At 62.6% G+C, this 12,804-nt stretch carries 12 protein-coding genes; 8 read left to right on the top strand and 4 right to left on the bottom strand.

What is annotated here, in order from left to right:
* Positions 1 to 40: 40 nt before the first annotated feature.
* The gene (locus tag ABMA32_RS19435) at positions 41 to 1,018 is read left to right on the top strand and encodes a LysR family transcriptional regulator (RefSeq protein WP_349015429.1); all 978 of its coding nucleotides are present in this window, start codon (positions 41 to 43) and stop codon (positions 1,016 to 1,018) included.
* A 64-nt stretch (positions 1,019 to 1,082) separates the two neighbouring features.
* Here the strand turns inward: ABMA32_RS19435 and ABMA32_RS19430 are convergent, their stop codons facing one another.
* The 4 genes from ABMA32_RS19430 to ABMA32_RS19415 form a co-directional block, all read right to left on the bottom strand.
* A complete protein-coding gene (locus ABMA32_RS19430) occupies positions 1,083 to 2,180 on the bottom strand; it encodes a Gfo/Idh/MocA family protein (protein ID WP_349015428.1) in 1,098 nt (365 codons plus the stop codon).
* Positions 2,181 to 2,198: 18 nt separating this feature from the next.
* Positions 2,199 to 3,020 carry an ATP-binding cassette domain-containing protein gene (locus ABMA32_RS19425; protein ID WP_349015427.1) on the bottom strand — a complete coding sequence of 274 codons (822 nt, stop codon included), beginning with the start codon at positions 3,018 to 3,020 and terminating at the stop codon, positions 2,199 to 2,201.
* The gene (locus tag ABMA32_RS19420; RefSeq protein WP_349015426.1) at positions 3,017 to 4,189 is read right to left on the bottom strand and encodes an ABC transporter permease; all 1,173 of its coding nucleotides are present in this window, start codon (positions 4,187 to 4,189) and stop codon (positions 3,017 to 3,019) included. Before ABMA32_RS19420 ends, ABMA32_RS19425 begins: the two co-directional genes overlap by 4 nt.
* A gap of 111 nt (positions 4,190 to 4,300) precedes the next feature.
* The gene (locus ABMA32_RS19415) at positions 4,301 to 5,266 is read right to left on the bottom strand and encodes a rhizopine catabolism ABC transporter substrate-binding protein (protein WP_349015425.1); all 966 of its coding nucleotides are present in this window, start codon (positions 5,264 to 5,266) and stop codon (positions 4,301 to 4,303) included.
* A 489-nt stretch (positions 5,267 to 5,755) separates the two neighbouring features.
* On the opposite strand from ABMA32_RS19415, the gene ABMA32_RS19410 reads away from it, so the two are divergent.
* The 7 genes from ABMA32_RS19410 (at position 5,756) to ABMA32_RS19380 (ending at position 12,727) form a co-directional block, all read left to right on the top strand.
* Positions 5,756 to 6,784, top strand: coding sequence for a substrate-binding domain-containing protein (locus ABMA32_RS19410; protein ID WP_349015424.1), 1,029 nt, complete (start codon positions 5,756 to 5,758; stop codon positions 6,782 to 6,784).
* Positions 6,785 to 6,856: 72 nt separating this feature from the next.
* Positions 6,857 to 7,981 (top strand): ABC transporter permease, encoded by a 1,125-nt coding sequence (locus tag ABMA32_RS19405; protein WP_349015423.1) that lies wholly within the window; start codon positions 6,857 to 6,859, stop codon positions 7,979 to 7,981.
* Positions 7,978 to 8,811, top strand: coding sequence for an ATP-binding cassette domain-containing protein (locus ABMA32_RS19400; RefSeq protein ID WP_349015422.1), 834 nt, complete (start codon positions 7,978 to 7,980; stop codon positions 8,809 to 8,811). The genes ABMA32_RS19405 and ABMA32_RS19400 overlap by 4 nt, the downstream gene beginning before the upstream one ends.
* Positions 8,812 to 8,831: 20 nt before the next feature.
* Complete coding sequence (locus ABMA32_RS19395) at positions 8,832 to 9,704, top strand: polysaccharide deacetylase family protein (protein ID WP_349015421.1); 873 nt, start codon at positions 8,832 to 8,834, stop codon at positions 9,702 to 9,704.
* Between the two features lie 212 nt (positions 9,705 to 9,916).
* On the top strand, positions 9,917 to 11,155 hold the full coding sequence (locus tag ABMA32_RS19390; protein ID WP_349015420.1) for a DegT/DnrJ/EryC1/StrS family aminotransferase: 1,239 nt from the start codon (positions 9,917 to 9,919) through the stop codon (positions 11,153 to 11,155).
* Positions 11,156 to 11,267: 112 nt separating this feature from the next.
* Positions 11,268 to 12,014 carry a cytochrome c biogenesis CcdA family protein gene (locus tag ABMA32_RS19385; protein WP_349015419.1) on the top strand — a complete coding sequence of 249 codons (747 nt, stop codon included), beginning with the start codon at positions 11,268 to 11,270 and terminating at the stop codon, positions 12,012 to 12,014.
* On the top strand, positions 12,011 to 12,727 hold the full coding sequence (locus ABMA32_RS19380; RefSeq protein WP_349015418.1) for a GDSL-type esterase/lipase family protein: 717 nt from the start codon (positions 12,011 to 12,013) through the stop codon (positions 12,725 to 12,727). Before ABMA32_RS19385 ends, ABMA32_RS19380 begins: the two co-directional genes overlap by 4 nt.
* Positions 12,728 to 12,804: the final 77 nt, after the last annotated feature.

Here is a 12,804-nt window from a genome sequence, read left to right as displayed (position 1 = left end):
CAGCCTCAAACGCTGCTTGCCGTTGGCAGCGAAAATAGAGATGGACAGGTCGCACAATAATCAGGACAATTCGGGATGTCTCATCACGAAAATCGGGATAATTGTGCAAAGTAATCTGACTGAGCTAGACGCAGTTCTGATGGTCGCTCGCCGGGGCAAATTCCGCGCGGCTGCGCTTGAGCTGGGGGTTTCGACGACTGCGCTCAGCAATGCTGTTGCAAAGCTGGAGCGCGCGCTCGGCATACGGCTCTTCAACCGGACGACACGAAGCGTCTCCTTGACGGAGGCAGGCCAGCAATTCGTGGCGCAGGTTGCTCCGGCCGTGCGGGAAATTCATGAGGCGATGGAGGTTGCGCGCTCTCAGCAGACCACCCCTTCGGGCACGCTGCGCATCAACGCCTTTCCGACAGCGGCACGGGAAATCTTCTCGTGGTTGGTCCTACCGTTTCTGCGCGCGCATCCGCAGGTCCATGTCGATATCGTCACAGAGGGCCGACTGGTGGACATTGTCGCCGGCGGCTTCGATCTCGGCGTGCGCAGCGCCGACCTCGTGCCGGTCGACATGATCGCACTCCCGCTGGGGGGTGTAAGGCGCAACGTCGTAGTGGGCTCACCGAGCTATCTGGAAGCGCACGGGACGCCCATGGTGCCCCAGGATCTCGGCAAGCACTCTTGTCTTCGCGTCCGGCTTCCCGATGGCGCGATCTACCGCTGGCCGTTCGAGAAGGGCGGCCAATCGGTCCATATCGACGTTGATGGGGCCATCACTCTCGACGAAGCGAGCCTTGCACGCACCGCAGCCCTCGCTTCCGTCGGTCTCACCCTGGCGATGGAGTCCGACGTGCGAGACGACATCGAGGCAGGCCGCCTCATGCGCGTGCTTGAGGATTGGACGCCAACGCTCTCGCTCTTGAGCCTCTACTATCCAAGCCGACGCAACCCGACCGCCGCGTTCAAGGCGTTCGTCGATTTCGCGCGGCGGCAAAGTGGAGCCAGCGCTACCCTGACGCCGCCATAGCTCCGAAAGCGACAGTCACGGACATTCGACGCCTAAAACCTCGACCATTTCCGGCGAGAACCGGTCAGATCGTCTCCAAGTAGCGGTTGGTCAGTCCGATCAGCAGTTTCTGGTCGCGGGCCGCATGTTCGGGCAGGTTGACGACCGGCGCACCATCGACGATCGCGCTCCAGAAGCCTCGCAACTCCTCCACAAAGGCTTCCTTATAACCCGGCCGAATATGGTTGCTGGATAGCGTGTGCCCGTCGGATTTCTTCACCGTCAGCCGCGTCGAATGATGGTTGAGGTAAGGCGACGGGAATTCAAGCTCCAGCATCGCATCGTCGAAATAGAGCGTTATGCGCTCCCGGTATTCGGCGAGTTTCGGCACGGTCAGGTGCGTCATCGTCCACAATGCCTGACCGTCGAGAAGCCTGACCGTACCCTGCCCACCGTCGCCGCCTGCAAAAATCTGCCCGCCAACAACTTCGCCGTCGGGCACGCCAAGCGTGTCGAGAAGACCGTGGACAGCGTTGACGTCGTGGACCAGCGCCGAGCTGTAGACCGACGAAAAGCCGCCGAACGCCAGCTTCGGCAAGGACTTGCCGAAGGCGCGCTCGATCTGCGCGTGCTTCTTCCTGCCGGCATCCTGTTTGAGTTCGTCGGGCACGTCATTCCCGAACCTTGTGCGCGAATGAGCGATGAACGGCCAGGCGTCGGGGTCGTGGACCTCGACCGACACTTGGCGGAGCGTCTGTGCGGATCCGGGAAGTACCGCCAGCGCCTCGCGGTAGGCCGGGTCGAACCGCTTCATGTAGCCGACCTGTACGACTTTGCCGGCCGCGTCGCGCTTGGCGACGATGTCGGAAATTTCCACCGGCGAATAGCAGAGCGGCTTCTCGCAGAAAACATGCAGGCCGCGCGCCAGTGCCGCCATGACCAGTTCATGGTGCAGCGGATCGGGAGCAGCAACGACGACCGCGTCGAGGCGCTGGTCGAAAAGCTGGTCCGGCGCCTCGTAGCAGAAGACGCCCCAAGTATCGGTCACAAATTGCCGGGCAATCGCAGACGGATCGGCCACGCCGACCAGATCGAACAGGTCGCCGAGCGCCAAGAGGTTGGGGATATGCTCGACCTGCGAAATAGTGCCGGCGCCAATGACGCCGACGCGGAGTTTTGTCATGGGAATGCTCTCAACCGGTCAGTTAGCTGTGGCCGTTGCCTTGCGATCCGCAATGGACGCGAGCAGCCCGGCGATTTCCGCTTCCACCGCTTTCAGGTCCTCGCCGCCGGACATGATAGAGATCACCTCGTCGCGCGAGATCTCGGATTTCGCGTAGGTACCGCGATTGCGGCCGCGATTGAGCAGCGTGAAGGTGTCGCCGACGGGATAGGCATGGTGGATGTTGTGGCTGATGAAGATGACGGCCAGCCCACGCATGCGCGCCTCGATGATGAATTTCAGCACCATCGCCGCCTGATGCACACCGAGCGCCGAGGTCGGCTCATCGAGGATCAGCACCTTCGCGCCAAAGTGAACCGCCCGCGCGATGGCGACGGACTGGCGTTCGCCACCGGAAAGCGTGCCAACGGCTTGAGTGGGATCGCGGACGTCGATGCCGATATCGGCCATGGCCTGCCGGGCGACCGAGTTGGCCTTTTCCTTGTCCAGCCGCGAGAAGGGCAGGGAGCTTCGGGTTGGCTCCCGGCCGAGGAAGAAATTGCGGGTGATGGACATCAGCGGAATCATGCCAAGGTCCTGGAAGACCGTCGCAACGCCAAGCGCCTGTGCTTCGCGCGGGTTGCGGAACACGACGGGATTGCCGTCGACCAGGATCTCGCCTGAGCTCGGCCGGTGAACTCCCGACAGCACTTTGATCAGCGTCGACTTGCCCGCGCCGTTGTCGCCGAGCAAACAATGCACCTCGCCGGGATAGACCTTGATGTCGATGTCCTGAAGCGCCTTGACCGAACCGAAGTTGACGTTGACGCCGCGCAATTCCATGGCTGGAACAGAGGTCATCGGCCCCGCCCTCCACCAAGCGCCCTTGTTCGGATGGCCGTGTTGACCAGGACCGCGGCGAGGATGACGAGGCCGAGAAAGACCTTGAACCAGTCAGTATCGATGCCAGTGTAGAAAATGCCCATCTGGACGAGGCCGAAGATCAGTGAGCCGAAGAGCACGCCGTAGACTGTGCCGTAGCCGCCGGTCAGCAGGACGCCTCCGATGACGGCGCCGATGATCGCCTCGAACTCCTTGAGCAGGCCGCGCGTCGTGTCGGCCGAGCCAGCTTCCATGACCTGGATGGTGGCGAGCAGTGTGGCGGCGCAGGCGGTGCAGATGAAAAGGCTTATCTTCACGCGGCCGACCGGGACGCCGACGTTTCGCGCCACGTCCTGATCGCCGCCGGTTGCAAAAATCCAGTTGCCGTAGCGGGTCTGGGTGAGGACGTAGCCGGCAACGACCGTAATGCCGATCCACCATACGATGGACGCCGGAATGCCTGTGACGAAGGGAACGCCGTCCGAGCGCGCAGCGATCCACCCCTGGTCAGCCATCCATTGGAAGAAGCCGGTGAAGATATGCCCGTTGAACAAGCTCGCGGTCCACGGATCCGGTACATCCTGCAAGATGTATGGGATCTGCGTGCGGCCGGTGATGGCGCGGGTGAGCGCGATGGAAAGGCCGCGCAGGATGAACAGCGAGGCCAGCGTGACGATGAAAGAGGGCAGGCGGGTCTTCACAACGATCAGCCCGTTGAGGTAGCCGACGAGGATTGCGACCGCGAAGGCCGAAGCGATGCCGCCCCACAGCGGAAAACCGAACTCGCGGACGGTGAGGCCAATGACGACGCCTGCAAAGCCGATCATCGAACCGACGGAGAGATCGAACTCGCCGGCGATGATCAGAAGGGCGGCTGCCGTGGCGATGATGCCGAGTTCCGCCGACAGCGTGAGGAAGGTCATCGACCCCTGCAGGGAGAAGAGGTTCGATGCCCCGGGCAGCAGCGCGAAGATGATGATGGTTGCCACAAGGCCACCGGCGGCCCCGGCTTCCGGGCGCTGGACAAGCTTTGTAAACCAGCCTGTGGACGCCAGACGTTCATCCGCGCCGCCCGCCCGCTTCGACTTGATGCCGAAGCGGTTTTCGTGCGCGGTGGGTTCGGAAAGTTGCTGTTCCACAGCCGCCATTAGGCTCCCCAAAATTTCAGATCACAAGATGGATTGACGCGGGCCGAAAAGTTACGCGCATGCGAAAACTCTCCCCCGCGATTTGGGGGAGAGGGTGGTTCGCAATCCAGATTAGCGGATGCCGTCCTTGGCGAGACCAAGCATGGCCTGTGCCTTGGCGGGCGTGTCGATGAAGAGCGGGCCCGTATAGCTGTCACTGATCGGCCAGAAGCCGTGTGTGGCGTTCTCGACCATGTAGATGACCGGCAGGAAGCCCATCAGGTATTGCTGCGCGTCCATGCCGAAGCCCATCTGGCCGGCAATGACGGAATCCAGAACTTCGGGGCTGATGTCGAAGGTGTAGAGCTTCAGCTTGCTCCACAGTTCCTTCTCGGTGAAGTAGGGGATCAGCGGGTTGGCAGCGCCGGCGCCCATGGCGAACACGGCCTGCACGTCGGGATTGGCCGACAGGAAGGCTTCCGTGCGACGGGTGATATCCGCCGGGTCGGGCGTTACCGCGACAACCTGCGTGCCGCCGCCCGACGGAGCGAGGCCGTCGTTCAGGCCACGGCAGCGGTCGTCGAGGCTGACGTTACCGACCTCGTGGTTGATGCAGACGACCTTGAGGATGCCGTCCTTGGCGAGGCGCTCGCCAGCCTTTTTGCCGGAGTCATATTCAGAGACGGTGCCCACGTAGAGGGTGGTTCCCATCTCCTCGCCGGTGATCTCGCCGGAGTCGACGACGACGACCGGAATGTTGGCGGCCAGCGCGCTCTGGACAGACTTCCGCATCGCATCGGCGTCGGCGATCGACACCGCGATGCCGTCCGGCTTGCTGGCGACGGCGGCCTCCATCAGGCGCGCCTGTTCGACGACGTCGAAGACCTGCGGGTTGTGGTACTCGACGGTCGCTCCGGTCAGCTTGGCGGCGTCGTCCGCACCGCGCTTCACCACAGACCAATATGGGTCTGACGATGAACCGTGCACCACGAAAGTGATGCGTACGTCCTTGGCTTCCTTGAGGTTCTCGGCATGAGCGCCGGCCAGGAAGCTGGCCGATACGAGGGCGGCGAGCGCGAGTTTGGAAAGTATCTTCATGTGCAGTCTCCCATTGAAATGACAGTTCATCGTTCCCGACCGGCCGGCCTTCTAAGGGCGCGTTGCCGATACGAATGGTCTGGTAACTGGGGCGCAGAAGATGCTCTGGCGGCAACGAAATGCCTGCAGTGCGGGTCGTCCAAAGCCTGTTCCGGAAATCATGGAACTCAACCGTTTAGCCGGCGGCGGCGAGCCTCCGGCGTTGCCCAACTGGATGGAATGGAACCTCGAAAAACCCGCATGTGACAGAGCCACTTTCGCAGATTTTGATGGATACGATTGCGGCGGACGATGCGTCGCCTGCCGTCCGCAGCGCCAAGGACCCGAGAACGCCGCTCGTGCGCGCATCTGAAATCGGTCGGTTCACGCACGTGCGGGAATTGGCTCCGGGATATCGATGGGAAATGGTTCTTTTTGAGGGGGCAGCCTGACCCTTAGCTTTCCCGCTGCGTACCAGCGCCACGAGAAAACAAAAGGGGAAGCAAGGTCATGAAACACAAATCATCGGCAGGTGACGTTCAGACGACTGCAACCGGGAAGGATAGTTTCGGAAAGCAGGCATTGAAGAAGGCTCTTCTTTTCGGCGCTTCGATGATCCTCGCCGCAACTGCCTGGCAGGGTCAGGCGCAGGCGCAGGATGACATCTCGATCTACTTCGTCGGCTGTGCTGCGCCGACCGGCTTCCATGGCTATCTGGCGCGCGGTGCGGCCGAGGCCGGCGAGAATCTTGGCGTAAAGGTCACCTACATCTATCCCGACCAGCTCACCATTCCCAACCAGGTCCAGAAGATCGAGGAGGCCATTGCCGCGCAGGCCAACGGCATCGCTATCTGCGCCTTTGCCGAAGACGTCGCCTATGCCGAGATCGCCGCGCGCGCCAAGGAAGCGGGGATTGCCTTCGGCAGCGCCGCAGCTCCGCCCTCCGGCGCGCAGGTGCGCGATCCCGAGGACTTCTTCCTGTTCCGCACGGGTTCGGACGAGGCCGCGGCAGGCAGGCTGACAGCACAGCGGCTGGTCAGCATGGGCGTCAAGGGCCGCGTGGTCGTCGCCAACCAGCAGCCGGGCGACGCAAGCTGCCAGTTGCGCGCAACCTCGCAGATCGAGGCCTTGAAGGCAGCCGGCATCGAGGCTGAGTTCCTCGAACTGACGATGGACCCCGGCCAGCAGGCGGAAACGCTTTCGGCCTATCTGCGCCGCAACCCGGACACGGCCGCGGCCACCAGCACCTGCGACGTCATCGACGGCTTCCTTGCGGCCAAAGCTGACGGTGGATACGACAACCTGATCCTGACGGGCTATGACATCGTCGCGCAGTCGCTCGCGGCGATCAAGGATGGTCGCCAGGCGTTTACGATCGACCAGCAACAGTTCTGGCGCGGCTACATGCCGGTACTGCTGCTCACGCATTATCTCAAGTATGGCCTGATCGAAGGCAATTACTTCCTGACCGGCCCGACCATTGTCGACAAGGACAATGTCGATCGGGTGTCCGCTCTGGTCGAGAAGGGCTATCGCTGATCGTAGGTATGACGATCCGGGGCGACAACGCCCCGGATTTCCCATGATTCGGAAAACGCCCGGAGTGTCGGCATGAGCAATGGCGAAAAAGCCAGCGCACAGCATCCCAGACGCGTCGTCTACGGCGAGGCGCTCAGACGGTTCATGCTGCGTCCAGAGGCGACGTCCGTCGTCGCCGTCATCTTCCTCTTCATAGGTTTCTCGGCGCTAGCGCCGACGCTTTTTCCCGCTAGGCTTACCTATATCAGCATCATGGCCGTGGCGGCCGAGCTAGGTATTATCAGCATCGGCGTCACGCTGCTGATGATCGGTGGGCATTTCGATCTGTCGGTCGGAGCGGTGCTGGGTCTGACGTCCTACGTTGCCGTCGTACTCATGCGTGATTTCGGCGTACACCCTGTTCCGGCATCGCTTATCGCCATTTCAGTTGGCGGATTGCTCGGCCTCCTGAACGGCTATCTGGTGGTTCGCTTTCGCATTCACTCCTTCGTGGTGACGCTGGGCACCATGCTGATCTGGCGCGGCGTGCTGATCGCGCTGACCGGCGGCTTTCCGATGACAGTCACCATCCCGCAAGGTTTCAAGGACGCCATGTCAGGCCCGTTGCTCGGCGGCTTCCGCATGTCGATGCTCTGGTTCTTCGCCGTTGGCATCCTCGCGACCATCCTTCTTGTGCGGACCAAGTTCGGCAACTGGGTCCAGGCAATCGGACAGAATGCCAACGCTGCACGAAACCTCGGCGTACCTGTCGAGAGGGTGACGATCCTTCTATTCGTTATCACGTCTTCGCTCGCCGCTCTTGCCGGCATCATTCAGGTCGCACGCTTCGCGTCGGTCGATGCATTGCGGGGCGAGGGCATGGAACTGCAGGCCGTCGCCGTCACGGTTATCGGCGGAACCCTGCTTTCCGGCGGCTACGGAAGTGTCGTCGGGACGATGTTGGGCGCTATCACGTTCGGCATGATCCAGGTCGGGTTGGTGCTGGCGGGGGCTCCCGGCCACTTCTTCCGAACACTGACCGGCGTCATCGTCGTCGGTGCGGTCATACTCAACACCACGGTCGCGCGGCGCATGGCGAATTCCAAGCCGTTGGCCGGCTTCAAGAGAGGCAGCAGCGACGCCGACGCGGCGATAAGGGCAGGGGCGGAAGTCGGTATCGCAACCGGAAAATCCGGCGCTTCGGAGGGTTCGCGATGAGCGGGGAACGCACGGCCAGTCTGCCGGCGGGCAGCGGCTCCGAAGACATGCTGGCCCGCCGCCCGCCGGTCGAGCCTATTCCCGCAGGCGCGGTTCCCGTGCTCGAGGCGGTGAACATTTCCAAGGGTTTTGGCGCCACGACGGCCCTGGTCGATGTGTCGCTGAAAGCCTATTCCGGTCGCATCCTTGCGCTGCTTGGCGACAACGGCGCGGGGAAATCGACGCTGATCAAGATATTGTCGGGTGTGTTTCCGCCTGACGCCGGACAGCTTCTCTTCAACGGCAAATCGGTGACCTTCGCGAATCCTGCGGACGCGCGGGAACGTGGCATCGCCACCGTCTTTCAGGATCTGGCGGTCTGCGAACTGCTTTCGGTGACCAGGAATATCGTGCTTGGTCGCGAACCCCAGAAGGGCTTCGGACCGTTCAAGTTGCTGGACCTGAAGAAGGCCGAGGAGATGGCGCGTTCCGCGCTTCACGGTCTTGGCGTTCGCTGGGAGCGGGGGCTCGACGAGCGCGGCGCCAACATATCGGGCGGCGAGCGGCAGTCGCTGGCGATCGCCCGCGCGATGTTCTTCGGCTCATCGGCGCTGATCCTCGACGAACCCACGTCGGCACTCGCCGTGCGGCAAGCCGGACGCGTGCTCGACCACATCGTCAGGGCGCGGGAGCAGGGACAGGCCGTGATCCTGATCACGCACAACTTCCGTCACGCCCTATCCGTTGCGGACGACATAACCGTGCTGGCGCAAGGCAGGGTGGCCGGCCAGTTCCGGCGCGACGAAGTGGAACTGGACGAACTGACGGACCTCGTCGCCAGGGTCGGCTAACAGCAATTAGGGAGATAACTTTGAGCAAATCGAAAAAACGCGTCGTCATTCACGAAGACGATGTCGGGATGAGCCACGGCGCGAACATGGCGTTCGTCGAACTGTCGAAGCTCGGCACCTGCAGTTCCGGTTCCGTCATGGTTCCATGCCCGTGGTTCCCCGAAGCGGCCGAATTAGCGACAAAGGACGCATCGCTCGACGTCGGCGTGCACCTGACGCTGACCAGCGAGCAGAAGCCCTATCGCTGGCGTCCGCTGACCAGCCCGCCGAAATCAGCCGGACTGACCGACGACTACGGATATTTCTGGCCGACTGTTCCGCAGGCGCGCAAGGCGCACCCTGAAGCCGTTGAAGCCGAACTGCGCGCGCAGATCGACGTAGCGGTTGCCGCCGGCATCGACATCACCCACTTCGATTGCCACATGGGAACGGCCCAGATGCCAGAGTTCACCGCCATCCTGCGCAAGCTGGGGGCCGAATACCGTCAACCAGTGCTGCTGGTGAAGGACCTGTCGAAATACAATCCCGCCAGCTACGCGGGACAACTCGACGTTGGCCGCTACGATGCGGAAATCGTCAAGGCCAAGGCCATCGGCGAGCCGGTCTTCGACATCGTGCTTGAGACGCCCTGGGCGCGCAAGACGGACGCCAAGACGGCGTATTACGAGATGTTCAAGGCCATCCCAGACGGGCTGACCTTCCTGTCGCTTCACTTCAACACTGTGGGCGATTTCGAGACCATCAATCCGCCGGACGCCCACCTGCGAACGGAGGAATACGAACTGTTCGCAATGTCGTCCGTCATCAAGGACTGGATCGCGGAGTTCGATGTCGAGGTGATCGGCATGCGCACGCTTCGCGACGACCTGAGGGCCAACGTATACAGGGCGTAACGACTGGCGAAAGTCGGTTTGGAACTTCGCCGGCAGCGGTCAGCACGGCTGTCTGCGGGTTGGGAGCGCTACGTCCTTGGAAGACCTGCGGCAGCGCCAGCGAAGAGCCCAATGGATTCGTCGGAACGCGCCTGATTGGTTCTTTCAAACCCTGGCTTGCCCGTGCATCAAACAAAACCATTCAGCATTCTAGAAGTTCACCGGAGGCGACGATGTACCTGGCAGGCGAAGAAGAGATCGACGCGATCGCGAAGGTCATCCGCTCAGGCAAAATGTTCCGCTATCGCGACGAGAGCGAATGCGACCGCTTTGAAAAGCGGTACGCAAAACACCTTGGCGTCAGCGAGTTCGGTCTGGGCGCGAGCGGCACGCAAGGGTTGGCCGCCGGGCTTGTCGGCCTCGGCATCGGGCCGGGCGACGAGGTGCTGGTACCGGCGCATACCTACATGGCCACCGCCACCGCCGTGCTGGCAGTCGGAGCCATCCCCGTGATCGTGGACATCGACGAGTCGATCACCATCAGCCCGGACGCCATCCGCGACGCCATCGGCCCGCACACCAGGGCGATCATCCCGGTCCATATGTGGGGGGCGGCCTGCAACATGAACGCCATCATGGACATCGCCGAGAGCAAAGGCCTGCTGGTGCTCGAGGATGTCTGCCAGGGGATCGGCGGCTCCTATGAAGGCCGCAAACTCGGCTCGATCGGTCACGCTGGCGCCTTCAGCTTCAATTTCTTCAAGAACATGAGCGGCGGCGAGGGCGGCGGGTTCGCCACCAGCGATCCGAAGGTCGCAGAGCGCGCCCGCTGCTACATCGATCCCTGCCATTTCTACTGGCAGGGCCGCAGCGAGGACACCAAGCCCTTCGCCGGCGTCGGCGCGCGCGCCTCGGAACTGCTGGGCGCGATGCTGAACGTCCAACTCGACCGGCTTGACGGCATGATCCGCACGATGCGGGCCGAGAAGAAGCGTATTCTTGCCGGCACCAAGCATCTCGGCAATCTCGGCCTCAAGGCGACGCCGATGAACAGCGCTGACCATGATTGTTCGACGCAGGTCATGTTCACCTTGCCAAGCGAAGCTGCCGCCAAGACTTTCATCGGTACGATGCCGGCGGTGATCGCGGGCAAGACCGGCCGCCACACCTTCACTCAGTGGGATCAGGTGCTGATGCACGAGGGGTCGCACCACCCGGCGATCAATCCTTACAAGATTCCCGCCAACAAGGGTCTGCGCACGGAATACAAGGAAGGGATGTGCAAGGGCTCGCTCGACATCCTCAACCGCACGGTCATGGTCGCGACCAGCCCCTCGCACACGGACGACGAGATCGAGGCGATCATTCACAACATCGACCAGGCTGCGCGCGTGGCCCTGGAAGACATCTCGGCCGATGACATCGTCCTGAAGAACCAGCAGGGCGTCGATCTGCAGAAATTCGACGCCTGAGGCGGCCCCGGTTCGCCGGGTCACCAGGCGACGACATGCCACGCAGTCGTGACTGGAGCGGCTCGGCCGCCGCGTCTATATGCTTGCCGCCGGAAACTCTGGAGCAGGCTTTATGGCGTTGGATGTCGGCTATCTGACCGCGATGGGGGCGGGGGCCCTCTCGTTCCTGTCGCCCTGCGTCCTGCCGCTTGTGCCGCCCTATCTCTGCTACATGGCCGGCGTGTCGGTCGACGATTTCCGCGCCGAGGGGGCTGCGGCTGCGAAAACCGGCGCGCGGACGGCGCTCCTGCATTCTTCATTCGCCTTCGTGCTCGGTTTCTCGACGGTTTTCGTCGCGCTCGGAGCGGGCGCGTCCACGATCGGCCGGCTCTTGCGTGTCTGGCAGGAGCCGCTGGCCATGGCCGCCGGCGTGCTCATCATCATCATGGGATTGAACTTCCTCGGGGTGATCCGCATCCCGTTTCTTTCGCGCGAGGCGCGTTTCCAGTCCGACGCCAAGCCGGCGACGGCGATCGGCGCGTATCTGATGGGTCTCGCCTTTGCCTTCGGCTGGACGCCCTGCATCGGTCCAGTGCTGGGGCCGATACTCACGCTGGCTGGCGGCCGCGAGACGGTCATCGAAGGCGCCTTGTTGTTGTTTGCCTATTCGCTGGGGCTCGGCATACCGTTCATGATCGCCGCGCTTTTCTCCGGCGCCTTCATGCGCTTCCTGCAGCGTTTCAGGGTGCATCTCGGCCGGGTCGAAAAGGTCATCGGCGCGCTTCTGGTGATCGCCGGGGTGCTGTTCCTGACCGGAGGCATCCAGACCAGCGCCTACTGGTTGCTTGAAACGTTCCCCGGCCTGGCGACTTTGGGATGACGGGTCGCGGTAAGGTACTCGTGGCGTTTCTCGCTGCGGTCGCAGCCGTCGGACTATATCTAGCGGGCTACGCCAGGGTCTTTCCGCTGCCAGATTGGATGACGGGCAAGACCGATCGCACCACGACCGCGCTTTATCAAAGCCGGCTCGACTATTTCCGGCAATTCCCGGCCGTCGGCGACCTTGTATTCGTGGGCGACAGCCTGACCGAATTCGGCGAATGGGCGGAGCATTTCCCGGAATACCGCGTCGCCAACCGCGGAATCGGAAACGACCACACCATCGGCCTCGCACGGCGCCTCGATGCACTTGGGGACCTCAGCCAGTCCACCGTCATCCTGACGATTGGCGTGAACGACGTCCTGGCGCTGCGCTCTCAACCTTCCGACATCATTGCGCGTTACCAGGCGATCGTCGGCCAACTGATGTCACGCGCCAAGACCGTCGTGCTGCAATCGACGGTTCCTGTCACCGCACCGGCCGATACCAGGGCAAACGGCCCCTTCGCCGAGATGAACGTCGCGATGCAGGCGTTCTGCCGCGACAACTGCACCTATCTCGACCTTGCCGCGTTGCGTACGGAGGATGGTTCGCTGCGCAGCGACATGACGATCGACGGCATCCACCTGAACGGCGCTGGCTACTTGGCATGGGCAAAGACGCTGCGCGAACATCTGGCCAGGCTTGAAGGCAGCGCCATCAAGCAGGACTAAGCCACCGGAATTTAACCGCATTGGCGCAGGATGGCGCAGCTAGGCTATAAGCCGCCAACCTCGATTCACGCCGCACG

It is taken from the genome of Mesorhizobium quangtriensis, from assembly GCF_040081925.1.
Taxonomy (GTDB): domain Bacteria; phylum Pseudomonadota; class Alphaproteobacteria; order Rhizobiales; family Rhizobiaceae; genus Mesorhizobium_K; species Mesorhizobium_K quangtriensis.
The sequence above is the reverse complement of the archived record's forward strand: the minus strand, read 5'-3'. Positions and strand labels throughout refer to the sequence as shown.

Coding starts and splice junctions, on each gene's coding strand:
- ABMA32_RS19435 (WP_349015429.1), top strand. CDS start 41: ATGGACAGGTCGCACAATAATCAGGACAATTCGGGATGTCTCATCACG.
- ABMA32_RS19430 (WP_349015428.1), bottom strand. CDS start 2,180: ATGACAAAACTCCGCGTCGGCGTCATTGGCGCCGGCACTATTTCGCAG.
- ABMA32_RS19425 (WP_349015427.1), bottom strand. CDS start 3,020: ATGACCTCTGTTCCAGCCATGGAATTGCGCGGCGTCAACGTCAACTTC.
- ABMA32_RS19420 (WP_349015426.1), bottom strand. CDS start 4,189: ATGGCGGCTGTGGAACAGCAACTTTCCGAACCCACCGCGCACGAAAAC.
- ABMA32_RS19415 (WP_349015425.1), bottom strand. CDS start 5,266: ATGAAGATACTTTCCAAACTCGCGCTCGCCGCCCTCGTATCGGCCAGC.
- ABMA32_RS19410 (WP_349015424.1), top strand. CDS start 5,756: ATGAAACACAAATCATCGGCAGGTGACGTTCAGACGACTGCAACCGGG.
- ABMA32_RS19405 (WP_349015423.1), top strand. CDS start 6,857: ATGAGCAATGGCGAAAAAGCCAGCGCACAGCATCCCAGACGCGTCGTC.
- ABMA32_RS19400 (WP_349015422.1), top strand. CDS start 7,978: ATGAGCGGGGAACGCACGGCCAGTCTGCCGGCGGGCAGCGGCTCCGAA.
- ABMA32_RS19390 (WP_349015420.1), top strand. CDS start 9,917: ATGTACCTGGCAGGCGAAGAAGAGATCGACGCGATCGCGAAGGTCATC.
- ABMA32_RS19385 (WP_349015419.1), top strand. CDS start 11,268: ATGGCGTTGGATGTCGGCTATCTGACCGCGATGGGGGCGGGGGCCCTC.
- ABMA32_RS19380 (WP_349015418.1), top strand. CDS start 12,011: ATGACGGGTCGCGGTAAGGTACTCGTGGCGTTTCTCGCTGCGGTCGCA.